The following is a 23,017-nucleotide window of genomic DNA, read 5'->3' on the forward strand; positions in this document are numbered from 1 at the left end:
GTGGGTTAACGGACAGACAGCCCGGGCACGGGCCAGGTAAGGCTTTAGCTACCGCGCCGCCCCCGGAGGTGGGTTTGGCGGGGCGCCACAAGGGCTGGGTGTCGGGCGGCGCAAAACGGACATGCCGGCAATGTGGGGCGGCTCACATGGGCGGCGGTGACGGCACCCGGCGGCGATGTTTCAGCGTCGATACGTGGCCGCGGGGCTCGGGCAAGTCCCGAGTAATGCTGTAAGGCACTGAAATCTAAGGCCTTTTTCAGGTGATCCGGGCGTACCCCCGATGGGGCGGGGGAGGCCGTGTCACAGCGGTGTGACATGTCGTCTGCCGTGCACAGCAGCGCGGGCGGGAGAGATCGTGCAAAGCGCCCGAAAGTTCCCGGCGGGTCGCCGGGGAGGCCTTGTAATACAAGGGATTGCCACTCCAGGTGGCGAAGCTGGCACTGATTATGCGCAAGGGCAGGCTGGTTTGGCAGGGTGCCGGACCTAACCTCCAGCCGTCGTTCGGCACGAGCGCCGGCCGGAGGCTGAGCCGCTGTGTGACATCTTCCTGGGAGCTTCGTATGAATAAGACCTTACTGGCATCGGCGATTGCGCTGGCGTTTGGCACTGGCCAAGCCTTGGCGAACCCGACCAACAACGCCGACGATAGCGGGACCACCAATACCCAAACCGCGACCGCGACTTCCACGCAGACCGGCGGTGGTGCGGCAGCGAACGAAGGCTCGTGGGCTGTCCAGCGGAACAACAGCAGCACGAACACAAGAACCAGTACCTCGACCAAGACCACCACCAATACCAACTCCAAGAACCGCACGGATCAGGATATGCGCGGTTATGGCAATGCGGCCGCGGCCAATGGCAGCTCGGCCACCGCCAACTTCTCCAACGCGTTCAATTCGAGCAAGGCGCTGGCGATCAGCAAGCTGGAGGGCTATGTATCCGGTAACACCATCGGAACGATGGGCAACTATGCCAGCAATACGGGTCGCGCCAACGGCGGCGCCGGAGGCACCGGCGGCAACGGCACTGGTGGCGTCGGCAACGGCGGCCGCGGCGGCGATGGCGGCAATGGCGGCAATGGCGGTAACGGCGGCAGCGCCACCAACGGCAGCGCCACCAACGGTGCAGCCACCAACTATGGCGCGCAGGCGGGTGACGGCGGCAAGGGCGGCAAGGCGATTGGCTGGGCCGGCGATGGCGGCAACGCCAAGTCCGCTGGTGGCAGCGCGCTCAGCGCGGCGGCCACCCGGGGCGGCAGCGGCGGCGACGCTTATGGCACGGGCGGACGCGCTCTGAGCGCTTCGCTTGGCGCCGGCGGTCGCGGCGGCAGTGCACTCGGTGCCAGCCTTGGCCTGGGCGGCGCTGCGGGCTCGGCAGGCGGGTCCAGCGGCAACGGTGGCGCCGGTAACGACACGGTCGGCGCGGGCGGGGCAGCCGGTGCGGCGACTGCCGCCGGTTCTGCTGGCGCGGGCACGGGGACTGGCGGTGCGGGCGGCGCCGGAACGTCGTCGGCTAGCGCAACCGGCGGTGCCGGCAGCGGTACCGGCGGTGCGGGTGGCGCAGGCGGCACGGCGACCTCGGCGGCCACGGCTGGCGCGTCCACCAGCACGGGCGGCGCTGGCGGCACGCAAGCGAGCATTGGGGGTGCGGGCGGCGCAGGTGGTGCGGCCACAAACGGCAGCGCTTCAAGCTCGGCGACCAACGGTAGCGCCACGGCTGGCAATGGTGCGACGGGTGCTGTCGGTGCTACCGGTGGCGCTGGCGGCGTTGGCAACGGCGGCACTGGCAACGGTGCAGTCGGCGGCGCTGGCGGCGCAGGCGGAACCGTCGCAGTTTCTGCCGGCTCGTTCAGCCTGTCCAACGTGATGACCAGCGTCGGCCAGACCGCCGCGGGCATCATGGTCGCCAACCAGAACCTTGGCGCAGCTTCGCTGGTTCAGCAAAGCGTCAACGTGCAGGCCAACCTGAGCGTCGGCCGCTAAGACGTGAACCGGGCCGGTCGGCCAGCCATCGCCAGCTTCTGGCGGATGGCGGGCCGGCCGGTGCCGGGGCAGAGTCTTCAAGCCGACGGGGGCATCCCGGCGAGCGATTCGCGCAGGAATGCCTGCCTGGCACAACCTGTAAGTTCCGCCGCGGCTGGCCGGATGGGGCCGGGCGCGGCGGGCGTGGAGGAGACGCATCATGCAACCGATTCACACTGCTGTCACAGCGCTGACGGCAGCATTTCTAGCCTGGCCGTTCATGCAGGCTCAGGCGGGACCGCTGGCGGGCGATGTCGCCGTGGCAGCGCCTGCCGCTGCGGTGACCCCGGCGGCGAGCAATCCTTTTGGCTCGGCCGCGGTAGCTGTCGCGAGCGACAAGCTTGATGGCGTGCGCGGTGGTGCGGAAGTGGTGGTCAACGACATGCGGCTGCATGGCACGGTGGCGGACAACGCCGCGGTCCATACGCTGTCCGGCACCAACATGATCACGGAAGGCGCCTTCGCGAATTCGGCGGGCATACCGACGGCCATCCAGAACTCGGGCAACAACGTGTTGATCCAGAACGCCACCATCGTCAACGTCCAGTTCAAGTGATGAAGATGCTTCGAGGACTGCTGCGGGCGCTGCCCTTTGTCCTGGCCCTGGGCGGTACCCAGCCCGCACTGGCTGACCGGGTCAGCATCTACGGGCCTGTCGGCGAGTACTACAGCGTGCCGGTGACCAGCCTGCGCGAAGCACGCTTCAAGACCACGATCCGTCAGCAATACGATTTCAGCTGCGGCTCGGCCGCGGTGGCTACCCTGCTGACCTACCAGTACGGGCAACCGGTCAGCGAGGAACTGGTCTTTGCCAACATGTTCGTCAATGGCGACCAGGCCAAGATCCGGCAGGAGGGTTTCTCCCTGCTGGATATGAAGCGCTATCTGGCGTCGCAGGGGTTCCTGGCGGACGGGTATGAACTGCCGCTGTCGAAGCTCGAGGAAACAAAGATACCCGCGATCGTGCTGATCGTCGAGAACGGCTACCACCATTTCGTGGTGGTGAAAGGAGTCCGCGGCGATCGCGTGCTGATCGGCGATCCGGCGCGCGGCACGCGCTCCATCTCGCGCGAACACTTCGAGAGCATCTGGGAAAGCCAGTTGCTGTTCGTGATCCATAACCGGACCGAGCAGGCCCGGTTCAACCTGGCGGCCGACTGGCGCGTAGCGCCATCGGGCCCTTACTGGATGGGAGTCAACCGGGACAGCCTGTTCTTCACCGTCATGCCAAAGCATGGCGCCAGCGATTTCTGAGGAACACATCATGTTCGAGACATCCGCCCCGAATTCCACCGCCTGCCGCAGCAGGGGAGCCGGTACGGCGACTGCAGCGGTCCTGTTCGGCGCCGGCATGGCATGTGTCACCGCCGCGCAGGCGAGCGAGCAGCCGCTGCCGGACGCCCTTGACGCGGCCGCGGTTCCTGCACAGACTGTATTGGACACGCAAGAGAACAAGCAAGACCAAGCACTGGCTGCCGCTACCCAGGGCAGCATGGCCGGCTGGAAACCGGTCTCCGAAGACAAGCTGGATGAAATGCGCGGCGGCTTCGACGCCGGCGGACTGCAGGTTTCGTTCGGAATCGAACGCGCGGTGTACGTCAATGGCGCCTTGGTGGTGGCCACCAGCATTAACATACCGGACATTGCGCGCATCACCAGCGACCAGGCCGCGAAGCTGGCTTCTGCGCTCGGACCGGCCATTGTGAGCAATACGTATGCTGACGTGAACAGCGCGATGGCGGGCAACCCGGCCACGGCGGGCGTTCAGCTAGGCAGCAATGGCGGCAGCAGCGCAGGTGCCGCGGGAACGGCCACGGGGGTGGCATCGAACGGAGCATCGGCAAGCAGCGCCGGTGCGGCCGGCCTGCCGTCAACCGCGGTGACAACGCCAACCGGCCAGGTCGTTACCAACGGGCTGCTGGCGGTAATCCAGAACGGCGCGGGCAATTCCGCGGCGGTGGCCAATGGGGCGTCGCCGATGACCGTAATCCAGAACACCTTGAACAACCAGAGTATCCGGAGCCTGATGACAATCGACGCGAGTGTGAATACGCTCCAGGCATTCCGGTCACAGGTCGCCAACGCAACGCTGAACAACGTGCTGCTGCGAGCCGCCAGCATGAGGTAGGAGTAGCCGTAACCGTAGCTTTGATGCGCAGGAGGTAGCGCGCGCCTGCAAGATCCAGTCTGCCGTCCCGGGGGAGGAAGACGTCATGAAGAAGCGGTCGATGCAGGGCATCCGCAGCGCCGGGTGCTCGACGTTGCTGTTGCTTGGAGGCCTGGCGCACGCCCAGACCACACTCGACGCGGGGCCACCCGCCGCCGGGCTGGAATCCTTGCAGAACCAGTTGGCAGAGCAGGCCAGCCAGCTCGACGCCATGAAGCGCGCGCTCGCTGAGCAGGAAGCGTTGATCCGTGAGCTGCGCAGCGTGATCGGGCCGGAGGTGCTGTCCCGCAAGCGCGGCGGCGCCGGCCCCGGCGTCACGCCGATGGATAACGCCACCAACGCCGCGGCCGCCGCGGCCGGCTCCAGCGCAACGCAGGGCGTGCCCAACGCGGTCACGTCGCCGCAGGCGACCCAGGGCGACCAGCCGCCGCAGGTGGTGGTGCAGCCGGGGCAGCCGCAGCAGGGCGAGTCGACGTACCAGCAGGTGGTCGCGGACGAGCCCGTGGGCAAGCCGCCCGAGCGCGATACGCGCCCGCCCGAAATCGCGCCGATCACGGAACAGCCGGGCGTGCTGACGGCTCAGGGCAAGCTTGTGATCGAACCCGGCTTCCAGTACGGCTATTCGTCGAACAACCGCGTGGCGCTGGTCGGCTATTCGATCATCCCGGCCATCATCATTGGCCTGATCGACGTGCGCGAGGTGAAGACCTCGACCTACATCCCATCGGTTGCATTCCGCTACGGCATCACCAAGCGGCTGGAGATCGAAGCCAAAGTACCCTATGTGCATAGCTCCGGTTCCACCGTCAGCCGCGAAGTATTCACCGGTACCGCAGTTGACCGCGTGTTCAATGCCAGCGGCAGCGGCATTGGCGATGTCGAGGCGACGGTGCGCTACCAGCTCAACTATGGCAGCGAGAAGCTCCCGTACTTCATCGGCTGGCTGCGCTACAAGTCGAATACCGGCAAGGACCCGTTCGAAGTCGTCACCGACTGCGTGACGCGCTGCGTGGGCAATGCCACCGGCACCGGGTTGCCGCTCGGGCTGCCGACAGGCACCGGCTTCCAGGCCATCCAGCCTGGCATCACCTGGCTGCTGCCGACCGATCCAGCGGTGTTCTTTGGCACCTTCAGCTACCTGCACAACTTTGCGCGCGACAACGTGAGCCGCACCGTGCTCAACGGCGAAAAGGAACCGCTGGGCAAGATCGCGCCGGGAGACATCTTCGAGTTCAGCTTCGGCATGGGCCTGGCGCTTAATGAAAAGGCGTCGTTCAGTATCGGCTACGACCAGAGCATCATCTGGCCGACCAAGCAGAACGGACAAACCGTGCCGGGTTCGGTGCGGGTGACGCAGGGCACGCTGCTGGTGGGTTATTCGTACCGCTTCAACAACCGCTACACGCTGAACCTGTCGGTGGGCGCGGGCCTCACCCGCGATACGCCCGACCTGCAGGTCAATGTTCGCCTGCCGATCACTTTCTGAGGCGCTGGCGCCGCAATTCTCTTCCCTGGCTGGACGACGTGACGTGTGCCGCGCACGCGCGGGGCATACGCGCACATCACATCCGCGCGCGGCGTGCGCGTACGCCAAGAGTCGCCTTGCGCTTGCCCCATGAACGGCGTACAACGAAATAACCCCGCGCCGCCAGCGGTACATTCCGGACCCAGGTTCACCCACACCAGCGACGCGGCCTGAAAAAGGAGAGAGACATGCGCAAACGCATCTTCTGGTTGTTGCCCGACCTGGCGAGCGCCCGCCGCACCATGGACGACCTGTTGCTTGCCCGCATCGAAAACCGCCGCATACACTTCGTGGCGCGTGACGGTGCCGACATGACGGGCCTGCACGAAGCCAACCTGTTCCAGACCTCCGACATCGTGCATGCCGCCGAGATGGGTTTGGTGGTGGGTGGGGGCGTCGGCGTCGTGGCAGGGGCCGTGGTAGCGATGTTCCCGATCGTCAGCGACACCCCGCAGTGGGGCCTGGTCGGCGTGCTGGCGGTGCTCGGCGCGGTGTTCGGCGCATGGGCCGCGAGCATGATCGGCAGCTCGGCGCCCAACAGCCGGCTGCGCGCGTTCGAGAAGGACATCGAGGAAGGCAAGATCCTGCTGATGGTGGACGTGCCGCGCAGCCGTGTCGAGGAGGTCGAGACGCTGCTGCAGAACGCCCATCCGGAAGCACGCTTTGCCGGGCTGGATCCGGCAGTGCCGGCCTTCCCCTGATCCGCGCTGGTATGGCTTGTCTTTGCTGTCCTGCATGTCCTTTCGCGCGCCCGTGCGGCGCGTTCTGACGCGCATCCTATAGCGCGCCCGTGCTCACGCCGGAACCGTCACGCGGTTCCGGTGTGATGCTGCTGCAACAGTCCCCCTTGCTCCGGTTTGCCCCAGCGTTGCGCATGCGGTAATTTGCGTGACGGCGCATGCTTGCATGCGCCATGCGCCGCGACAGAACTATGAGATCAGCCCACAAGGGCGGAGGGGTCGAGACAATGAAGGCGAAATGGATCGCGTGCGGCATCGCCGCCACGCTGGGATGGGCTGCGCAGACGGCCCAGGCAGAACCGGGCGTGACACGCTCCACCATCCGCATCGGACAGTCCGCGGGCGTCACCGGTCCGGTGGCCGGTTCGGTCAAGGAGCAGATCGCCGGCGCGCAGGTTTACCTGCGCACCGTCAACGCCAGCGGCGGCGTGGCGGGCCGGCGCATCGAACTGGTGACCTACGACGACGGCTTCGATGCCAAGCGCACCCCCGACAACGTGCGCAAGCTGATCGACGAGGACAAAGTGTTCGCCCTCTTCATGGTGCGCGGCACGCCGCAGAACGAAAGCATCCTGCCCATCATCGCCGAGCACAAGGTGCCGCTGGTGGCGCCGCTCACCGGCGCCATCACGCTGCACCGGCCGGTGAACCGCTACGTCTTCAATGTGCGCGCCAAGTACCAGGACGAGGTCGCGCGCGCGATCAACCACCTGGCCACGTCGGGCATGAGCCGCATCGGCATCTTCTACGCCAGCGACGGCTTCGGCAAGGACGTGCTCGAAGGCTTCAACGGCGCGCTGCAGGCGCGCGGCGTGCAGCCGGCGGCCACCGCAAACTTCGCGCGGCCGATGGGCGACATCAGCCAGAGCGTGGCCGCCATGCACAAGGCCAACCCGCAGGCGGTGCTGGTGATCGGCTCGGGCTCCGAGGCGGCGCGCATCATCCGCGAGCTGCGCGCTGCCGGCAGCGAGGCGCAGTTCGTCACGCTGTCCAACAATGCCGCCGATGCGTTTATCCGCGAACTGGGCGCGGATGCGCGCGGGCTGATCATCACGCAGGTGGTGCCGGGCACCAACTCCAGCCAGATGACGCTGGCCAGCGAATACCGCAGCCTGGCCAAGCAGCAGGGCGTGGAGCCGTCCAACGCCGGCATGGAGGGCTTCATGTCGGCCAAGGTGCTGGTCGAAGGGCTGCGCCGCGCCGGTCCCGACCTGACGCGCGAGCGGCTGGTCAATGCGCTCGAAGGCATGCGCGACTACGACCTCGGCGGCATTCTGATCAGCTACAGCCCGATGCGGCACACCGGTTCGTCGTTTGTCGAGATGTCGATCGTCTCGTCCACCGGGAAGCTGATCCGCTGAACCTGCGGGGCAATGGCAGGCAGGCAGTCCGGGCGGCGCTGCGCTGCCCGGACTGCTGCGGTATATTCGCCGCATGGCTACTCCTACCCCATCTCCCGATGCAGGCGTGCCCGACCGCGCCGGGCGTACCCAATTCTCGCTGCATGGGCGCGTCGCGCTGGTGACCGGCGGCGCGCAGGGCCTCGGCCTGGCGATTGCCGCCGGGCTGGCCGATGCCGGCGCGCATGTGCTGGTCGTGGCGCGCAATGCTGAGCGCGTGCAGGATGCCGTCGCCATGCTGGCCGCGCGCGGCGGCAGCGCCGAGGCGCTGGTGCTTGACATTAACGACGAGGCCGCGGTCGCGGCCGCGTTCGAGCGCATCGACACCACCCACGGCCGGCTCGACATCCTGGTCAACAACGCCGGCGCGCGCAACCGCAGCACCATGGCCGACCTGGATGCCGGCGACCTGCGCGCGATGCTCGAGACCAACCTGGTCGCACCCTATACGCTGTGCCGCCTGGCCGCGCAGCGCATGCGCCGCGGGCAGTACGGCCGCATCGTCAACGTCAGCTCGATCGCGGGCCAGGTCGCGCGCGCCGGCGATGTGCTCTATCCCGCCACCAAGGGCGGCCTGGACGCACTGACACGCGCGATGGCCGCCGACCTCGGCCGCTACGGCGTGACCGTCAACGCGATCGCGCCGGGCTACTTCGCCACCGAGCCCAACCAGCCGATGGTCGAGGACGAGAGCGTGGCCGAATGGCTGCGCCAGCGCACTTCGCTGGGCCGCTGGGGCCAGCCCGATGAAGTGGCGGGTGCGGCGGTGTTCCTGGCTTCGCCGGCGGCGTCCTACATCACCGGCCATGTGCTGGCCGTCGATGGCGGCTACCTCGGGCACTTCTGAAGGCAAAGCGTACCCAATTCTGCGTGCCGTTCGTGCTGTGTTTCAGCGCCGCGCCGATGCCTTGCCGCCGCTGTAGAACGCCTGCAGGCACTCGATCATCGCAGCCGCGGCGGCAGAGTCGCCGCGGTCCTTCATCCGCACCAGGCAGATATCGCGCACCAGCGACGGCAGCTGCAGCGGCCGGATCGCCAGGCCTTCGCGCCGGAACTGGAACAGCGCCAGCGAGGGCACGGCGCTGACGCCCAGGCCGGCCTGCACCAGCGCCGCCACGGTCGCCAGGTGCTCCACCTCCATCACGCTGTTCAACCGCAACGGATGCAGCGCCGCGTCCAGGTGCTGGCGCACGCTGGTTGTGCGCGACAGCTGGATAAACGGCACGCCCGCCAGCGCCTGGAGCTCGATGCGCCGCTTGCGCGCCAGCGGATGGTCAGCCGGGCATACCAGGTGGAAGGTGTCGCGCACCAGCGGTTCCACGCGCAGGTCATCGTCCTGTGCCGGCGCGGGGGTCAGCGCAAAGTCGGCGCGGCCCTGTCGGACCAGCTCGATGCAGTCGTCGGCCAGCTGGTCGAACAGCTCCAGCACGATGCCCGGATACTGCGCGTGGAACTGCGCCAGCAGCGGCGGCAGGTCGCCGCCCGCCAGCGACGGCAGTGCCGCGATCGACACGCGGCCCTTGCGGCGCTCGGCGTGCGCACGCAAGTCTTCAAACGCGGTCTCGAAGTCGGCCAGCAACCGGCGCGCTGTTTGCTCGAAGCGCACCCCGTCGCTGCTCAGCTCCACGTGCCGCGTGGTGCGCTCGAACAGCCGGCTGCCGGCCTGCTCCTCCAGGGTCTGCACCAGCGCGCTGAACGCCGACTGCGACAGGTGGCACGCGCGTGCCGCACGGGTGAAGTTGCGGTAGGTAGCCAGCGCTACAAAGGCGCGCAGGTGCTTGACCGACAGGTTCATGGCGAAAATGCACTTATCTAGCAAGTCGATAGATTAATCCAAATAATCCGTTTTTTGGTTGGACGTCGCCGCCCTAGAATGACTTCTACCCCCGCCACCAACCTGCCATCCGACCATGACTGCTCCCTTGCTGATCGGCTCCGGCGCCGGCTTCTCCGGCGACCGCACCGACGCCGCGCTGCCGGTGGTGCGCACGCTGATCGCCGCCGGCCAGCCCGCTGCGCTGATCTTCGAGACGCTGGCCGAACGCACGCTGGCGCTGGCGCAGCTGGCGCGGCGCAACGACCCCGCGCAGGGCTACGAGCCGCTGCTCGACGCGCTGCTGACGCCGGTGCTGGCTTTGTGCGTGCAACACGGCATTCCCATCATCGGCAATTTCGGCGCGGCCAATCCGCGCGCGGCGGCGCGGCGCGTGCTGCAGCTGGCCGGCGAACTGGGCCTGCCGGCGCCGCGCGTGGCGGTGGTGGAGGGCGATGATCTCTCGCACGAGGCCGGGCGCACGCTGCTGCAAGGCATCCTTGGCGCGGCCTTCGACGCCGACCGCTTCGTCTGCGCCAACGCCTATATCGGCGCACAAGGCATCGCCGCGGCACTGGCGGACGGCGCGCAGGTGGTGGTGTGCGGCCGCGTGGCCGACCCGGCGCTGGCCGTGGGGCCGGCGATGGAGCACTTCGGCTGGTCCTGGGACGACTGGGACCGGCTGGCCGCCGCGACCATGGCCGGCCACCTGCTCGAATGCGGGGCGCAGGTCAGCGGCGGCTACTTTGCCGATCCCGGCATGAAGGACGTACCCGATGTGCATGCGGTGGGCTTCCCGATTGCGCAGCTGGCCGACGACGGCGGCATCGAGATCTTCAAGGCCGCCGGCACCGGCGGCTGCGTCGACCTGCGCACGGTCAAGGAGCAGCTGCTGTACGAGGTCCACGATCCGGCCGCGTACCTGACGCCCGACGTGGTCGCAGATATTGGTACGGTCACGGTCACGCAACTGGCCCCCGACCGCGTGGCGGTGCGCAATGTGCGCGGCCACCCGCGCCCGGCGCAGCTCAAGGCCAATGTGTTCAGCCACGGCGGCTGGCTCGCCGAGGGCGAGATCTCCTACGCCGGCCCCAACGCCGCCGCCCGCGCGCGCCTGGCCGCCGACATCCTGCGCAAGCGCATGCGCCTGCTAGGCCATGACGTGCCGATCCGCTTCGACCTGATCGGGGTCGTCAGCGTGCTGGCCGACGACGCCGGTACGATGGTGGCGCAGCCCCAGCCGCACGAGGCCGAAGCGCAGGACGTGCGCCTGCGCGCGGCGCTGGCGCATGACGAGCTTGCGGTGGCGCAGGCGCTGCTGCGCGAGGTCAATGCGCTCTACACCTGCGGACCGGCCGGCGGCGGCGGCGTGCGCACCGCGCAGCGCGCACGCCTGAATGCCGTGTCTTGCCTGGTACCGCGCGAGGCCGTGGCCGCCGCACACAGCTTCATCGCATAAGGAGGACGACGAGATGACCGCTACCGCCGCGCTCTATCAGTTCGCCCACGGCCGCACCGGCGACAAGGGCGACCGTTCCAACATCAGCGTGATCGCCTACGACGCGCGCGACTTTGACCACCTGGTCGCCCATGTCACCGAAGATGCCGTGCGCGCGCTGTTCCGTGAACGTCAGCCCACTGCCGTCACACGCTACCTGGTGCCGTCGCTGCAGGCGATGAACTTCGTCCTCGACGGCGTGCTCGATGGCGGCGTCAACGACGCGCTAAACCTCGACACGCACGGGAAGGCGCTGTCGTTCCGCCTGCTGCAATTGCAGATACCGCTGCCGCCGCGGCTCGCCGGCGGCGCCTGACATACCGTTCGTACCGACAACGATTTCAACAGGAGACAACGATGTACCGATTCCTCAAGCCACTGGCCGCCGCCGCGCTGTGCGCGCTGATCCTGCCCGCGGGGCAGGCCTGGGCCGAGTACCCGGACAAGCCCATCCGCTTCGTGGTGCCGTTCGCCGCGGGCAGCGCCACCGACCAGCTTGCGCGCGCTATCGGCCAGGCCATCACCGTGGATAGCAAGGCCACCGTGGTGGTCGACAACAAGCCCGGCGCCAACGGCTTTATCGCCGCGTCCGACGTGGCCAAGGCCGCGCCCGATGGCTACACCGTGCTGATCAGCACCAACACCACCCACGCCGCCAACGAGCACCTGTTCAAGAAGCTGCCGTACGATCCGGTCAAGGACTTCACGCCGGTCACCGCGCTCGGCCGCGGTGGCCAGATCATGGTGGTGAACCCGCAGGTGCCAGCCAAGACCGTGGGCGAGTTCATCGCGCTGGCCAAGAAGCAGCCAGGCAAGCTCAGCTTCGGCAGCGGCAGCTCGTCGTCGCGCATCGCTGGCGAGCTGTTCCAGCAGATGGCGCACGTGGAGTTGCTGCACGTGCCGTACAAGAGCAATCCGCTGGCGATCACCGACCTGCTCGGCAACCAGATCCAGATGATGATCACCGACACCGCCACCGGCCTGCCGCAGGTCAAGAGCGGCAAGCTGCGCGCGCTGGGCGTGTCGGGCAAGTCGCGCTCGCCGCTGGCACCGGACGTGCCGACCATCGACGAAGCCGGGGTCAAGGGCTACGAGATGAGCTACTGGTTCGCGGCGTACGCGCCGGCCGGCACGCCGCAGCCGGTCGTGGCCAAGCTCAACGCGATGATGGTCAAGGCCGCGCGCAGCGATACCGCGGCCAATTTCTACCAGTCGACGGGTACCGAGGTGTTTACCAGCACGCCTACCGAGCTGGCGAAATTCCAGCAGCAGGAGTCGGGCAAGTGGGGCCGCATCATCAAGGCGGCGAATATCCAGCCGGAGTGAACGCGGGCCAACGCAAGCTCGCATGCATGGGAAACGGGGCCGCGTGGCCCCGTTTTTTACGCAGAAGTAGGTACGCTTTGGCTCTCCGACCCTGTTCGCGCGGCCCGGATAAGATACGTCCTGGCCGTGCGCATGGCATCGCAGCACCGCGCGCCTTGTGGCATCGGCCGTCTCCTCGACAACACCAACCAGAACAGGAACAGGATATGAAGCTGCAGTCTGTCGTGCGCCACGCAACCTCCCGGGCGGCGAAGCGCCGGCTGCCGGCGGTGGCCGTACTGGGCGCCGCAATCGCTGCTGCAGTGGGTGCCACCGTGCTGCCTGCCGGCGCGGCCAGGGCCCAGGCGACGCCTCCCGCGCAGCAGAAGACCCAGGTGCCCGGCTACTACCGCATGATGGTCGGCCAGCTCGAAGTCACCGCGCTCTACGACGGCTACATCGACCTGGACCCGAAGATCCTCAAGTACACCAGCGCGCGCGAGGTACAGAGCCTGCTGGCGCGGATGTTCGTGGAATCGACGCCGGGCATGCAGACCGCGGTCAATGCGTACCTGATCAACACCGGCCGCAACCTGGTGCTGGTCGACACCGGCGCGGCCGGCTGCTTCGGGCCGACACTGGGCCGCATCGGCGAGAACCTGCGCGCTGCAGGCTACGCGCCGGAGCAGGTCGACACCGTGCTGCTGACCCACCTGCACGGCGACCACGCCTGCGGCCTGGCCGCCAACGGCCAGCCGGCGTTCCCCAATGCCACGGTCTATGTCGACAAGGCCGATGCCGATTACTGGCTGAACGAGACCACCGCGGCGGCCGCGCCGAAAGACGCGCAGGGCCTGTTTGCAATGGCGCGTGCGGCGGTCGCCCCGTACCAGGCGGCGAACCGTTTCCGCACCTTCAACGGCGGTGCGGGCGCCGAGCCGATCCCGGGCGTGCGCGCGGTGCCGGCCTACGGCCATACGCCCGGCCACAGCGGCTACGTGTTCACCTCGGGCAAGGACAGCCTGCTGCTGTGGGGCGACATCATCCACAGCCATGCGGTGCAGTTCCGGCGCCCGCAGGTGGCCATCGAGTTCGACACAGACAGCCACGCGGCGGTGATCACCCGCAAGCGCATCCTCGCCGATGCGGCCAAGGGCCAGCTATGGGTGGGTGGCGCGCACCTACCGTTCCCGGGGCTGGGCCATGTACGTCGCGACACGGCCGGCTATAGCTGGGTGCCTGCCGAGTACGGGCCGATCCGCACTGACCGCTAGCCACTGGCTACAGCGCTCGCGTGCCAGCAGCCGCCCTCCGGGGCGGTTTTTTGCTTGCGGTCGGGTCGCGCGCAGGCCAGGCGCTTTTCGCCTAGAGTCATCCCAGCGGCCCCGTATGACGCACGCGTCCGGGTTCCCTTGTCACTGCCGGAGGAGGCTTCTGATGAACGCCAACGCATCCCGCTTCGATCCCCGGCGCCGCCGCTGGCTCGGTGCCGCGCTCCTGGTCCTGGCCGTGCCCCTGCCGCGCGCCGTGCGCGCCCAGGGCCGCCAGGCTGCCGCGGCGCAGCGCATTGGCGTGATCGGTTCGGGCCGCATCGGCGGCACCATCGGGGGGCTGTGGGTCAAGGCCGGGCACCCGGTGTTGTTCTCGTCGCGGCACCCGGAGGCGCTCAAGCCGCTGGTGGAAGAACTGGGTCCGCTCGCGCGCGCGGGCACCGTGGCCGAGGCCATCGCGTTTTCCGACGTGCTGTTCCTGGCCACGCCCTACGGCGCGCTGCCGCAGCTCAGCCGCGACCATGCCGATGCCTGGAAAGGCAAGATCGTGCTCGATGCCACCAACGCCTACGAGCACCGCGATGGCCCGATCACCGAGGAGGCGAAGCGCGACGGCATCGGTCTCACCACCGCGCGCTACCTGCGCGGCGCGCGCGTGGTGCGGGCCTTCAATTTTATGGGGGCGGCGCAGTTCGCCAGCGAGCACCACCGCCCCGGCGGGCTGGTGGCAGTGCCGATTGCCGGCGACGACAAGGCCGCGCTCGACGTGGCCGCGCAATTGGTGCGCGATGCGGGATTCGAGCCGGTGGTGGTGGGGCCGCTGTCGAGCGCGGATCGTTTCGCGCCGGGCGGGCCGCTGTTCCGGCAGGTTGGGACGGCCGAGGAATTCCGGCGCAAGATGGGCGGACGTTGACGGTCCGCCGGGGGCCGCTCAGGGGCGATTCAGGGCCGGCGCCGCTCCATCGCGACCATCGATGGCGTGAAGCCGAGCTGGCCGAAGAACGCGGCTTCGGAGGAGCGAGCGGCGCGCAGCATCCAGGTGATGTCGGGGTCGTTGCCCATGATGTGCCGCACGAGGGCGCGGCCGATGCCGCGCCGGCGATGGCTGGGCGCCACCGCGACCATCGACAGGAAGCCGTCGGAGACCTCGTCGCACAGTGCGCGGGCGAAGCCGACGACCTCGCCGTCCTCCACCGCAACGGCTACGCGCTGGGAATTGGCGACCAGCCGCGCGAATTTTTCCGGGCCGCCCACCCGTTGAGCCCAGCCGTTGGCGATCAGTAGTTGTCTGGCTGCCTCGATGTCCTCGGGCAACAGGTTACGGATTTCCATTGGCGGCTCTCCCAGTCAAGCATGTACGGCCCCTCGCCGCCCCTTGCCACCAGGGGCGCCGCGAGTCGAGAACGGCACGGGAACCCGCGCCGCACAATTGGCGGAGTGTAGCGAGCGGGCGCGGGCGCGTCAATTTGGCCTGTGGCGGGGTGGGACGCTCCTCCCTCCCGCGCTGCGGCGCGGTATCATGGTCTCCATGAACGCCCCCGTCTTTTCCTCCGCCCATCCGGCCGATCAGTTGGCCGAGTTCGCTGACGCCGACGCCGCGCTGGCGCGCATCCGCGAGATCTACGAGGCCTCGGTCGGGGCCGTACGCGCGCGCTTCGACGCGTTCGCCAGCGGCAAGCCGCTGCCCTCGGCCGCGCACGCGTGCTATCCGTACCTCGGCATCTCGGTCAATATCGAAACCATGGTCACCGACAGCCGCCCGTCATGGGGCACGGTGGCCTACCCCGGGGTATACGGCACCACGGTCACGCGCCCCGACCTGCTGGCGGACTACTACCGCGACCAGATCGAGCGGCTGATGCGCTACCACCGCGTGCCGGTGGTGGTGGGGCTGAGCCGGCGGCCGATCCCGCTGCCGTTCGTGATCGAGGCCTCGACCACCGACATCAGCTACACCCAGGCGCGCGAGCTGGAGGCGTCGTTCGTTCTGCCCGAGCTGAGCCGCATCGACGATGCCATCGCCAACGGCACCTATGAGCCGATCCCGGGCGAGGCCTGGCCGCTGTCGCTGTTTCCCGCCGAGCGCGTGGACCTGGCGCTGCAGCGGCTGTACCACTACACCGGCACGGCGCCGCAGCATTTCCAGCGCTTCGTGCTGTTCACCAACTACCAGCGCTATGTCGACGAGTTCGTCGCGCTCGGGCGCGGGCTGATGGCCAGCAGCGACGGCGGCGGCTACACCCGCTTTGTCGAGCCCGGCGACGTGGTGCAGGAGCTGGGCGGCGTGGAGCCTGAGGACGCCACGCGCCCGCGCGCGCTGCCGCAGATGCCGGCCTACCACCTGGTGCGCGAGGACAAGCTGGGCGTGACGCTGGTCAATATCGGCGTGGGTCCGTCCAACGCCAAGACCATGACCGACCACCTGGCGGTGCTGCGCCCGCATTGCTGGCTGATGGTGGGCCACTGCGGCGGCCTGCGCCGCTCACAGCAGCTGGGCGACTACGTGCTGGCGCACGCCTATGTGCGCGACGACCACGTGCTCGACCACGATCTGCCGCCATGGGTGCCGGTGCCGCCGATCGCCGAGATCCAGGTGGCGCTGCAGGAAGCGGTGGCGCGCGTGACCGGGCTGTCAGGCAACGAGATGAAGACCCGCATGCGCACCGGCACCGTGGTCTCCACCGACGACCGCAACTGGGAACTCAAGTCCAAGTCGCTGTACGCGCGCTTCAACCAGTCGCGCGCGATCGCCATCGACATGGAAAGCGCGGCGGTGGCCGCCAACGGCTTCCGGCTGCGCGTGCCCTACGGCACGCTGCTGTGCGTCTCGGACAAGCCCCTGCACGGCGAGCTGAAGCTGCGCGGCATGGCCAATGCCTTCTACCGCCAGCGCGTCAGCCAGCATATGACCATCGGCCTGGAAGCGATCCGCATCCTGCGCGAGAACGGTGTCGAGCAGCTGCACTCTCGCAAGCTGCGCAGCTTTGACGAGCCGGCGTTCCGTTAGGCCCGTGCAGTTCTGCGTCCCGGCAAAAAGCAAAAGGCCGGCGCCCGATTTGGCGCCGGCCTTTTGCATGGGACTTCAGGATCAGAAGCGGTAGCCCACGCCCATGCTGAACAGCCACGGGTCCAGGTTCACCTTGGACACCTTGACGTCGCCAGCCTTGACGTCGCTCGACAGCCAGATCTTCTTGATGTCGGCGTTCAGGAACCAGTTCTTGGTCAGCTTGTAGTCCATGCCGATCTGCAGCGCCGGGCCCACGCTCCAGCTGTCCAGCTGCAGCGCGTTGTTGGCGATGTTCTCGCCCCAGATGCGGGTGAAGTTCAGGCCGGCGCCGATGTACGGCCGGAAGGTGCCGTTGGGGATGAAGTGGTACTGCACCAGCAGCGTCGGCGGCAGGTGCTTGAAGGTGCCGACCTTGTTCCCGTCGAGGTAGACGTTCTGCTTCTGCGGCACGGTCAGCACCAGCTCGGCGGCGATGTTGGGGGTGAAGAAGTAGGTGACGTCGAACTCGGGAATCCACTTGTTGTTAACCGTGATGCGGTCCGACGCGCCCACGCCGCCCACGGGATCGGAGCTGTTGGCCATGTCGAGGTAGGTGCCGCGCAGACGCACCATCCAATTGCCCTGGGCTTCGTCGCCGGCGGCGCTGGCCGGCGTGGCGAAGGCGCCCAGCAAGGCGCAGGCGGCGATGGCGGAACAGGTGACCCGGGTGCGGAGAGAGAGGTTCTTCATGATGTTTCTGACTTGGGCTGGTAAGGAATCCGGGCCCAGTTTGGCCGAGGGGCCTTGGGCCGGTCTTGATGCAGAACAAGTCGCACGGAAGGGGCTGCGTGGCGTCCCGATGACGCCACGGTGGGCGCGCAGCGCATGGCAGCGCTGCCGTGGCGCTTCTAAACACATGCGGATTTATTCGTGGCGCGGCGCGGCGCGGGCCCTTACGCTGTGCAGGAGATCGGCGCCCGCGTGCACGCAGCAAGCGGCGGGCGCCCTGGCACCGGGCATGTCGTGGGCGTCCGCAAGGGCGTCTTTCCGGGTGTGCCCCGTGGGGGCGGGGCACACCGGCTTTCTTGCGTCGTCCTTGCGCTCTTCCTTGCGGCGCTTCGGTGCGTCAGGCCTCGATCGCGTGCGCGGACTGCCGTGCCGGCGCGACGCCGAAGCCAGCCTGCAGATGGCGGTTCAAGCCTGAGAGCACCGCGCGCAGCGACGCCGTGACCAGGTTGGCATCGATGCCCGCGCCGAAGCCTGTCGGCGACTCGCCCACACGTACCTCCACATAGCAGGCCGCGCGCGCATCGGCGCCCGCGGTCATCGCGTGCTCGTGGTAGTCCATCACGCGTACCCGCAGGTCCAGTGCGCCCTTGCCGCGCACGCTGCATGGCTTGCCCTCGCGCAGCATCTGCACTTCGATCTCGACCGCGCCGCTGTCCGACACCAGCTGGTGCGACACATAGCGCAGCGGAGATTCACGTTCCAGGTATTCGCGCCGGAACAACGCATGCAGATCGTCCGCGCTCGCTTCCAGCCCGGTATTGTCGGTCATCGCCTGGACCGCGCGGCTGAACGGCAACGGCGAGCGCACCGGCAATGTCGACCTGGTGACGCTGGCGCTGAACCTGTACACGCAGGGTGTCGCGCCGGGCCTGGATTTCTCCGATATCGACAAGGTGCGACAGTGCGTGGAGCACTGCAACCAGCTGCCGGTGCGGGGAGCTGCGGTGAATGCGGTAGGCGCGCCTGCGCCAAACGATGGTGACGCGCCTCCAGTGCGGCCGCGCCGGGGGCGGGAGTCTCGCCCGTATGGCGGTGGCCCCTGCGCTGAAAGGATGAGAGCGCCACACCGTCCGTGCGCCGCCGCTCAGTCGTCTGGCCGGTACAGCGCTGGCGCCATTGCGCCTAGGCTGGTAGCGCGGGAAAAACACATGACTGGGGGGAACATCATGAGACTGAGAACGTGGGCATCCTGGCTGGCAGGCACAGCCATGACATTCCTGTTAGCGGCATGCGGCGGTGGCGGCGGTGGGTCGAGCGCGCCCACCACGCCTAACGCAGGCGGTACCACGCCGCTGACCTATACCATGAAGATGAGCGTGACCTCCGGCGAGGTTGGCGTCGGCCGCACGCTCACCATCAGCGCGCTCGCTGTCGACAGCAATGGCGTCGACGTGACCGGCAACACCACCTTCACCTGGACCAGCACCGACAACGCGGTTGCCACCGTCGAGACAAGCGCCGCCACGCCGGGCAGCGCCGTGATCCGGGGCGTTACCATCGGCACGACCAGCGTGCAGGTGGCAGCAACCGTCAGGAACGCAGACAACACCACCGTGCAGGTGCCCGCGCAATCGGCCACCATCACCGTGGTGCCGGCGTCGGCGCTGAGCTACAGCCTGTCGATCCCGAATACGAACCTGTCGATGAGCGACGGGCAGGTGTTGCCGGTCAAGGTATCGCTGATCGACAGCAACGGTGCCGACGTGTCGGCCAGTGTCAACAGCTGGGCATGGACCAGCAGCAGCACCGCGGTCCAGGTGTCGGCCAGCCAGAACAGCGCCACGCTGCGCGCGAGCAACAGCTCGACCACCGCCGCGGCCACGGCCAACGTCACGGTGTCGGTCACGGCGCCCGACGGCCGCGCGCTCGGCGGGCTGATCGCGGTGACGGTGCAGAAGAACGGTGCAGCCACCTATCGCGTGGTGACCACGCAGTATGGCCAGCCCGTGGATGCGCTGCAGGTATTCAACGACCGCCCGGCGACCTTTACCTCGCGCGTGCTGCGCAACGATGGCCAGGACGTGACGGCGGACTTCGACGGCACCTGGACCTACACCGCCACGTCGCCCACGCTGTCGGCTACGGAAACGGCCGGCACGCATGACGCCACCGTTCGCACCAGCCTGTCCAAGGACACCGGCCCGGTGCAGAGCACGCTGACGGTGACCGCGGTGAGCACCAAGCTGGACGCCCGCCCGAGCGCCGGCCTGTCGGTGACCGAGCATCCCAAGTGGGCGCTGGTCGGTGACAACCAGCAACCGATGACGCTGCTGCTGATGCCGCCGATGAGCATCCCGGTGACGGCACGCATGAAGAACCTGGGCAACGACGTGCAGTACGCCGCGTGCGCCAACTGGGCGTGGGCCAGCACCGGTCCCGTGCAGCTGACGCCGGGCTTTACGCCGAACCAGAACTACGTCTCTGGCACGGCGCCCGGCGATTTCACCATCACCGTGACCTGTAACGCGGTGGCGGACAATACGGCGCTGAAGCTGGTTTATTTCGGCACCGTCAAGTAAGCATCAGGTCTCCCGCACCATGGCAAACGCCCTCCGGATGGAGGGCGTTTGCGTTTGGGGCCGGGCTCTCACTGCGCGGCGTTGCTCCCGCTTCTCTCGCTTGCGGGAGAGGAATGAGCGCAAAGCGTACCCATTTCTGCGTGACGCTACGAAGCGCATTTCCGATGCGGGCGCAGCCCGATACAAGCCGACAAGACAGCCATGCGCCGACCTTTGCCGGCCACTGCCATCCCACGACTCCACACGCCCGACATGCCATGCGTACCCATTTCTGCGTGCATCGGCACAAGCCTTCGCAAGCGTATCCGGGCGACGCCAGACAGCCACCATCGCTTGGACAAGCGAGCGCAAACGGCCGCTTCCGCGCCGGGCGGAAGCAGCGGGCGTACCCGTTTCTGCGTGAATGCGTGAGGGAAGAAAAGCGCGCGAATCAGCGCTTGCGCACGAAGCGCACCACCTGCTCGGCAGGCTTGCCCTGCTGCCTGTCGGTGGTGTTGGTGGTGTTCGCGGTATTGGAGCCGCAGGTATTGCAGCCGCCATCATCGCAGCCGCTGGCGCAGCCCGCGGCCGCCTGCGGCGCCAGCCTGCGCACCAGCCGGCCACGCAGGCCGGTGGCGGCAGCCCCGCCCAGGCGCGCCGCCAGTGCCGCCTTGACCCGCTCGCGCGTGCGCGGCGCGTAGCGCGCGAGCACCGACAGCGCGCACGCCAGCACGATCAGCGGGACCAGCAGCGTTTCGATGGCGTGGTAGAGGGTCATGGCAGCAGATGCAGACGTAGCAGCTTCAGCTGAATAGCAGCGCGATGCGGTAGGTCAGGAACGACGCCAGGTAGGCCAGCCCGGTCAGGTAGGCGGCCGACGCCGCCATCACCTTCCACGAGTTTGTCTCGCGCCGGATCACCGCCAGCGTGGAGATGCATTGCGGCGCGAACACGTACCACGCCAGCAGCGACAGCGCGGTGGCCAGCGACCACTGCGCCGTGATCATCGGCGCCAGCTGCGTGGCCACGGTGTCCTCGCTGCCCGACAGCGCATAGACGGTCGCCAGCGCACCCACCGCCACCTCGCGCGCGGCCAGGCCCGGCACCAGCGCAATGCAGATCTGCCAGTTGAAGCCAACCGGCGCGAACACCTTTTGCAGCGCATGGCCGATCATGCCGGCAAAGCTGTAGTCAATCGCGGGGCCGGTCGCGCCTGCGGGCGGCGCCGGGAAGGTCGACAGGAACCACAGCAGCACCGTCAGCGCCAGGATCACCTTGCCCACGCGCGACAGGAAGATGCGGGCACGCTCCCACAGGCCGATCGCCACATCGCGCGGATTGGGGATCCGGTACGACGGCAGCTCCATCAGCAGCGGATGGTCGGTGCGGTCGCGGCGGAAGAACTTGAGCGCGTACGCCACCACCAGCGCGCTGACGATGCCCGCCACGTACAGCGCGAACAGCACCAGCCCCTGCAGGTTGAACAGGCCCAGCACGGTGCGCTGGGGGATGAAGGCGCCGATCAGCAGCGCATAGACCGGCAGCCGCGCCGAGCACGTCATCAGCGGCGCCACCAGGATGGTGGTGAGCCGGTCGCGCGGATCCTGGATCGTGCGCGTGGCCATGATGCCGGGGATGGCGCAGGCAAAGCTCGACAGCAGCGGGATGAACGAGCGCCCCGACAGCCCCGCGCCCATCATCAGCCGGTCCAGCAGGAAGGCCGCGCGCGGCAGGTAGCCGGATTCTTCCAGCGTCAGGATGAACAGGAACAGGATCAGGATCTGCGGCAGGAACACCACCACGCTGCCCAGCCCCGCCACCAGGCCGTCGACCAGCAGGCTCTTGAGCATGCCGTCGGGCAGGTAGGTGCCCAGCAGTTCGCCGGCCCAGTGCACGCCGCCTTCGATGCCGTCCATCAGCGGCTGGGCCCAGGAGAACACTGCCTGGAACATCAGGAACAGCAGCACGGCCAGCAACAGCAGGCCGAACACCGGGTGCAGCACGATGCGGTCGAGCCGGTCATCCAGCGCGGCGGTGCGCGCCGGCATGCTGACCGCGGCGGCGAGCAGGCGGTTGACCTCGGCGTGCACGTCGATGTCGCTGGCCGGCTCCGGTCCGGCCGACGGGGCCGGCGGCAGCGTGTCGTCGAGCAACTGGATCAGCGCCGCGGCGCCGTCGCGCTTGACAGCCACGGTACTCACCACTGGTACGCCCAGCGCCGCCGACAGCTTGTCGCGGTCGATCTGGATGCCGCGCCGTGCGGCCGCGTCGCTCATATTGAGCACCACCACCATCGGCAGGCCCAGGCGGCGCAACTCCAGCACGAAGCGCAGGTGCAGGCGCAGGTTGGTCGCATCGACCACCGAGACCAGCAGGTCGGGGCGCTGCTCGCCCGCGCGCACGCCCAGGCAGACGTCGCGCGTGATGGCTTCATCGAGGCTGGCCGCGTGCAGGCTGTAGGCGCCGGGCAGGTCCAGGATGCGTACCTGGCGCCCGGCCGGCGACACGAAATAGCCTTCCTTGCGCTCGACGGTCACGCCGGCGTAGTTGGCCACCTTCTGGCGGCTGCCGGTCAGGCGGTTGAACAGCGCGGTCTTGCCGCAATTGGGATTGCCGACCAGCGCGATGCGCAGGGCAGAAGTGGAGGGAGCTGCTGCAGACATATTCCGGGGAGGGTCAGGCGGTCCGTTTGGCCGTCGTGGTGCCGGGCTGGTCGTCCGCCTGCGTGGCAGGGGCAATGCTGGTGACCGAGGCGCTGGCGATCTCGACGCCGATGCGCGCCGCTTCCGAGCGGCGCAGCGCAAAGCGCGTGAAGCCCACCTGCGCCACCAGCGGATCCATGCCAAAGGGGCCGTAGGCGATGATCTGCACCGCTTCACCGGGCACGAAGCCCAGCTCCCGCAGGCGGCGCGCGACCGGATCCCCCGGCGTTGCGTCGTCCACCGATTGCACAACGGCGGGCGTGCGCCGTGGAAGTTCAGACAACCGCATCATGCTTCCAGTC

21 protein-coding genes and 2 pseudogenes are annotated in these 23,017 nt (G+C 68.1%); 16 read left to right on the forward strand and 7 right to left on the reverse strand.

The annotated features are described in order from the left end of the window. Window positions 1-560 precede the first annotated feature (560 nt). The 8 genes from K307_RS19330 (at window position 561) to K307_RS19365 (ending at window position 8,700) form a co-directional block, all read left to right on the forward strand. Window positions 561-1,982 carry a hypothetical protein gene (locus K307_RS19330; protein WP_042880506.1) on the forward strand — a complete coding sequence of 474 codons (1,422 nt, stop codon included), beginning with the start codon at window positions 561-563 and terminating at the stop codon, window positions 1,980-1,982. A gap of 199 nt (window positions 1,983-2,181) precedes the next feature. After that, the gene (locus K307_RS19335) at window positions 2,182-2,577 is read left to right on the forward strand and encodes a hypothetical protein (RefSeq protein ID WP_042880508.1); all 396 of its coding nucleotides are present in this window, start codon (window positions 2,182-2,184) and stop codon (window positions 2,575-2,577) included. Further along, a complete protein-coding gene (locus K307_RS19340; RefSeq protein ID WP_042880509.1) occupies window positions 2,577-3,275 on the forward strand; it encodes a C39 family peptidase in 699 nt (232 codons plus the stop codon). The genes K307_RS19335 and K307_RS19340 overlap by 1 nt, the downstream gene beginning before the upstream one ends. Before the next feature lie 10 nt (window positions 3,276-3,285). After that, a complete protein-coding gene (locus K307_RS19345; RefSeq protein ID WP_042880512.1) occupies window positions 3,286-4,149 on the forward strand; it encodes a hypothetical protein in 864 nt (287 codons plus the stop codon). Window positions 4,150-4,234: 85 nt separating this feature from the next. Next, a complete protein-coding gene (locus K307_RS19350; protein WP_042880513.1) occupies window positions 4,235-5,674 on the forward strand; it encodes an acetate kinase in 1,440 nt (479 codons plus the stop codon). 227 nt (window positions 5,675-5,901) lie between these two features. Next, entirely contained in the window at window positions 5,902-6,414 is a 513-nt protein-coding gene (locus K307_RS19355) for a hypothetical protein (RefSeq protein ID WP_042880516.1), read from the forward strand. A 266-nt stretch (window positions 6,415-6,680) separates the two neighbouring features. Continuing rightward, entirely contained in the window at window positions 6,681-7,814 is a 1,134-nt protein-coding gene (locus tag K307_RS19360) for an ABC transporter substrate-binding protein (protein ID WP_042880518.1), read from the forward strand. Between the two features lie 73 nt (window positions 7,815-7,887). Then, window positions 7,888-8,700 carry an SDR family oxidoreductase gene (locus K307_RS19365; protein ID WP_051974970.1) on the forward strand — a complete coding sequence of 271 codons (813 nt, stop codon included), beginning with the start codon at window positions 7,888-7,890 and terminating at the stop codon, window positions 8,698-8,700. Between the two features lie 42 nt (window positions 8,701-8,742). Here the strand turns inward: K307_RS19365 and K307_RS19370 are convergent, their stop codons facing one another. Next, the gene (locus K307_RS19370) at window positions 8,743-9,648 is read right to left on the reverse strand and encodes a LysR family transcriptional regulator (protein WP_042880521.1); all 906 of its coding nucleotides are present in this window, start codon (window positions 9,646-9,648) and stop codon (window positions 8,743-8,745) included. 115 nt (window positions 9,649-9,763) lie between these two features. On the opposite strand from K307_RS19370, the gene K307_RS19375 reads away from it, so the two are divergent. The 5 genes from K307_RS19375 (at window position 9,764) to K307_RS19395 (ending at window position 14,653) form a co-directional block, all read left to right on the forward strand. Continuing rightward, window positions 9,764-11,125: an acyclic terpene utilization AtuA family protein gene (locus tag K307_RS19375; RefSeq protein ID WP_042880523.1), complete on the forward strand. Its 1,362-nt coding sequence runs from the start codon at window positions 9,764-9,766 to the stop codon at window positions 11,123-11,125. A gap of 13 nt (window positions 11,126-11,138) precedes the next feature. Then, window positions 11,139-11,480 carry a hypothetical protein gene (locus K307_RS19380; protein ID WP_022537298.1) on the forward strand — a complete coding sequence of 114 codons (342 nt, stop codon included), beginning with the start codon at window positions 11,139-11,141 and terminating at the stop codon, window positions 11,478-11,480. Between the two features lie 41 nt (window positions 11,481-11,521). Further along, window positions 11,522-12,490 (forward strand): Bug family tripartite tricarboxylate transporter substrate binding protein, encoded by a 969-nt coding sequence (locus K307_RS19385; protein ID WP_042880525.1) that lies wholly within the window; start codon window positions 11,522-11,524, stop codon window positions 12,488-12,490. Between the two features lie 206 nt (window positions 12,491-12,696). Continuing rightward, window positions 12,697-13,743, forward strand: coding sequence for an MBL fold metallo-hydrolase (locus K307_RS19390; protein ID WP_080745068.1), 1,047 nt, complete (start codon window positions 12,697-12,699; stop codon window positions 13,741-13,743). A gap of 163 nt (window positions 13,744-13,906) precedes the next feature. Beyond that, window positions 13,907-14,653 carry an NADPH-dependent F420 reductase gene (locus K307_RS19395; protein WP_042880526.1) on the forward strand — a complete coding sequence of 249 codons (747 nt, stop codon included), beginning with the start codon at window positions 13,907-13,909 and terminating at the stop codon, window positions 14,651-14,653. 29 nt (window positions 14,654-14,682) lie between these two features. Here K307_RS19395 and K307_RS19400 read toward each other — a convergent pair whose 3' ends face one another. After that, window positions 14,683-15,072 (reverse strand): GNAT family N-acetyltransferase, encoded by a 390-nt coding sequence (locus K307_RS19400; protein WP_042880527.1) that lies wholly within the window; start codon window positions 15,070-15,072, stop codon window positions 14,683-14,685. Window positions 15,073-15,259: 187 nt separating this feature from the next. Between K307_RS19400 and K307_RS19405 the strand changes: the two genes are divergently transcribed. Next, on the forward strand, window positions 15,260-16,747 hold the full coding sequence (locus tag K307_RS19405) for an AMP nucleosidase (protein ID WP_042880529.1): 1,488 nt from the start codon (window positions 15,260-15,262) through the stop codon (window positions 16,745-16,747). Window positions 16,748-16,828: 81 nt separating this feature from the next. On the opposite strand, the gene K307_RS19410 is transcribed toward K307_RS19405, so the two are convergent. Beyond that, a complete protein-coding gene (locus tag K307_RS19410) occupies window positions 16,829-17,476 on the reverse strand; it encodes an OmpW/AlkL family protein (protein WP_042880531.1) in 648 nt (215 codons plus the stop codon). Window positions 17,477-17,852: 376 nt separating this feature from the next. Further along, window positions 17,853-18,329: pseudogene (locus K307_RS19415) on the reverse strand (alpha-isopropylmalate synthase regulatory domain-containing protein); the annotation flags it as partial. Here K307_RS19415 and K307_RS46265 point away from each other — a divergent pair. After that, a pseudogene (locus K307_RS46265) lies at window positions 18,244-18,447 on the forward strand (2-isopropylmalate synthase); the annotation flags it as partial. The pseudogenes K307_RS19415 and K307_RS46265 overlap by 86 nt on opposite strands. A gap of 276 nt (window positions 18,448-18,723) precedes the next feature. Next, window positions 18,724-20,034 carry a hypothetical protein gene (locus K307_RS19420; protein ID WP_042880535.1) on the forward strand — a complete coding sequence of 437 codons (1,311 nt, stop codon included), beginning with the start codon at window positions 18,724-18,726 and terminating at the stop codon, window positions 20,032-20,034. A 430-nt stretch (window positions 20,035-20,464) separates the two neighbouring features. Here the strand turns inward: K307_RS19420 and K307_RS19425 are convergent, their stop codons facing one another. Genes K307_RS19425 through K307_RS19435 form a run of 3 tightly spaced genes read right to left on the reverse strand, consistent with a single transcriptional unit; the run spans window position 20,465 to window position 23,004 of the window. Next, complete coding sequence (locus K307_RS19425) at window positions 20,465-20,791, reverse strand: DUF6587 family protein (protein WP_042880537.1); 327 nt, start codon at window positions 20,789-20,791, stop codon at window positions 20,465-20,467. Window positions 20,792-20,816: 25 nt separating this feature from the next. After that, the gene (gene feoB / locus K307_RS19430; RefSeq protein WP_042880539.1) at window positions 20,817-22,676 is read right to left on the reverse strand and encodes a ferrous iron transport protein B; all 1,860 of its coding nucleotides are present in this window, start codon (window positions 22,674-22,676) and stop codon (window positions 20,817-20,819) included. A 13-nt stretch (window positions 22,677-22,689) separates the two neighbouring features. Then, the gene (locus K307_RS19435) at window positions 22,690-23,004 is read right to left on the reverse strand and encodes a FeoA family protein (protein ID WP_042880540.1); all 315 of its coding nucleotides are present in this window, start codon (window positions 23,002-23,004) and stop codon (window positions 22,690-22,692) included. Between the last annotated feature and the right edge of the window lie 13 nt (window positions 23,005-23,017).

The sequence above is a fragment of the Cupriavidus necator A5-1 genome (assembly GCF_000744095.1).
GTDB lineage: Bacteria > Pseudomonadota > Gammaproteobacteria > Burkholderiales > Burkholderiaceae > Cupriavidus > Cupriavidus necator_A.

Excerpts from the sequence above, each read along its gene's own strand:
- feoB (WP_042880539.1), bottom strand. The coding sequence starts at position 22,676 with ATGTCTGCAGCAGCTCCCTCCACTTCTGCCCTGCGCATCGCGCTGGTC.
- K307_RS19400 (WP_042880527.1), bottom strand. The coding sequence starts at position 15,072 with ATGGAAATCCGTAACCTGTTGCCCGAGGACATCGAGGCAGCCAGACAA.
- K307_RS19425 (WP_042880537.1), bottom strand. The coding sequence starts at position 20,791 with ATGACCCTCTACCACGCCATCGAAACGCTGCTGGTCCCGCTGATCGTG.
- K307_RS19335 (WP_042880508.1), top strand. The coding sequence starts at position 2,182 with ATGCAACCGATTCACACTGCTGTCACAGCGCTGACGGCAGCATTTCTA.
- K307_RS19385 (WP_042880525.1), top strand. The coding sequence starts at position 11,522 with ATGTACCGATTCCTCAAGCCACTGGCCGCCGCCGCGCTGTGCGCGCTG.
- K307_RS19340 (WP_042880509.1), top strand. The coding sequence starts at position 2,577 with ATGAAGATGCTTCGAGGACTGCTGCGGGCGCTGCCCTTTGTCCTGGCC.
- K307_RS19395 (WP_042880526.1), top strand. The coding sequence starts at position 13,907 with ATGAACGCCAACGCATCCCGCTTCGATCCCCGGCGCCGCCGCTGGCTC.
- K307_RS19350 (WP_042880513.1), top strand. The coding sequence starts at position 4,235 with ATGAAGAAGCGGTCGATGCAGGGCATCCGCAGCGCCGGGTGCTCGACG.
- K307_RS19380 (WP_022537298.1), top strand. The coding sequence starts at position 11,139 with ATGACCGCTACCGCCGCGCTCTATCAGTTCGCCCACGGCCGCACCGGC.
- K307_RS19355 (WP_042880516.1), top strand. The coding sequence starts at position 5,902 with ATGCGCAAACGCATCTTCTGGTTGTTGCCCGACCTGGCGAGCGCCCGC.
- K307_RS19360 (WP_042880518.1), top strand. The coding sequence starts at position 6,681 with ATGAAGGCGAAATGGATCGCGTGCGGCATCGCCGCCACGCTGGGATGG.
- K307_RS19370 (WP_042880521.1), bottom strand. The coding sequence starts at position 9,648 with ATGAACCTGTCGGTCAAGCACCTGCGCGCCTTTGTAGCGCTGGCTACC.
- K307_RS19345 (WP_042880512.1), top strand. The coding sequence starts at position 3,286 with ATGTTCGAGACATCCGCCCCGAATTCCACCGCCTGCCGCAGCAGGGGA.
- K307_RS19365 (WP_051974970.1), top strand. The coding sequence starts at position 7,888 with ATGGCTACTCCTACCCCATCTCCCGATGCAGGCGTGCCCGACCGCGCC.
- K307_RS19410 (WP_042880531.1), bottom strand. The coding sequence starts at position 17,476 with ATGAAGAACCTCTCTCTCCGCACCCGGGTCACCTGTTCCGCCATCGCC.
- K307_RS19405 (WP_042880529.1), top strand. The coding sequence starts at position 15,260 with ATGGTCTCCATGAACGCCCCCGTCTTTTCCTCCGCCCATCCGGCCGAT.
- K307_RS19435 (WP_042880540.1), bottom strand. The coding sequence starts at position 23,004 with ATGCGGTTGTCTGAACTTCCACGGCGCACGCCCGCCGTTGTGCAATCG.
- K307_RS19330 (WP_042880506.1), top strand. The coding sequence starts at position 561 with ATGAATAAGACCTTACTGGCATCGGCGATTGCGCTGGCGTTTGGCACT.
- K307_RS19375 (WP_042880523.1), top strand. The coding sequence starts at position 9,764 with ATGACTGCTCCCTTGCTGATCGGCTCCGGCGCCGGCTTCTCCGGCGAC.
- K307_RS19390 (WP_080745068.1), top strand. The coding sequence starts at position 12,697 with ATGAAGCTGCAGTCTGTCGTGCGCCACGCAACCTCCCGGGCGGCGAAG.
- K307_RS19420 (WP_042880535.1), top strand. The coding sequence starts at position 18,724 with ATGACATTCCTGTTAGCGGCATGCGGCGGTGGCGGCGGTGGGTCGAGC.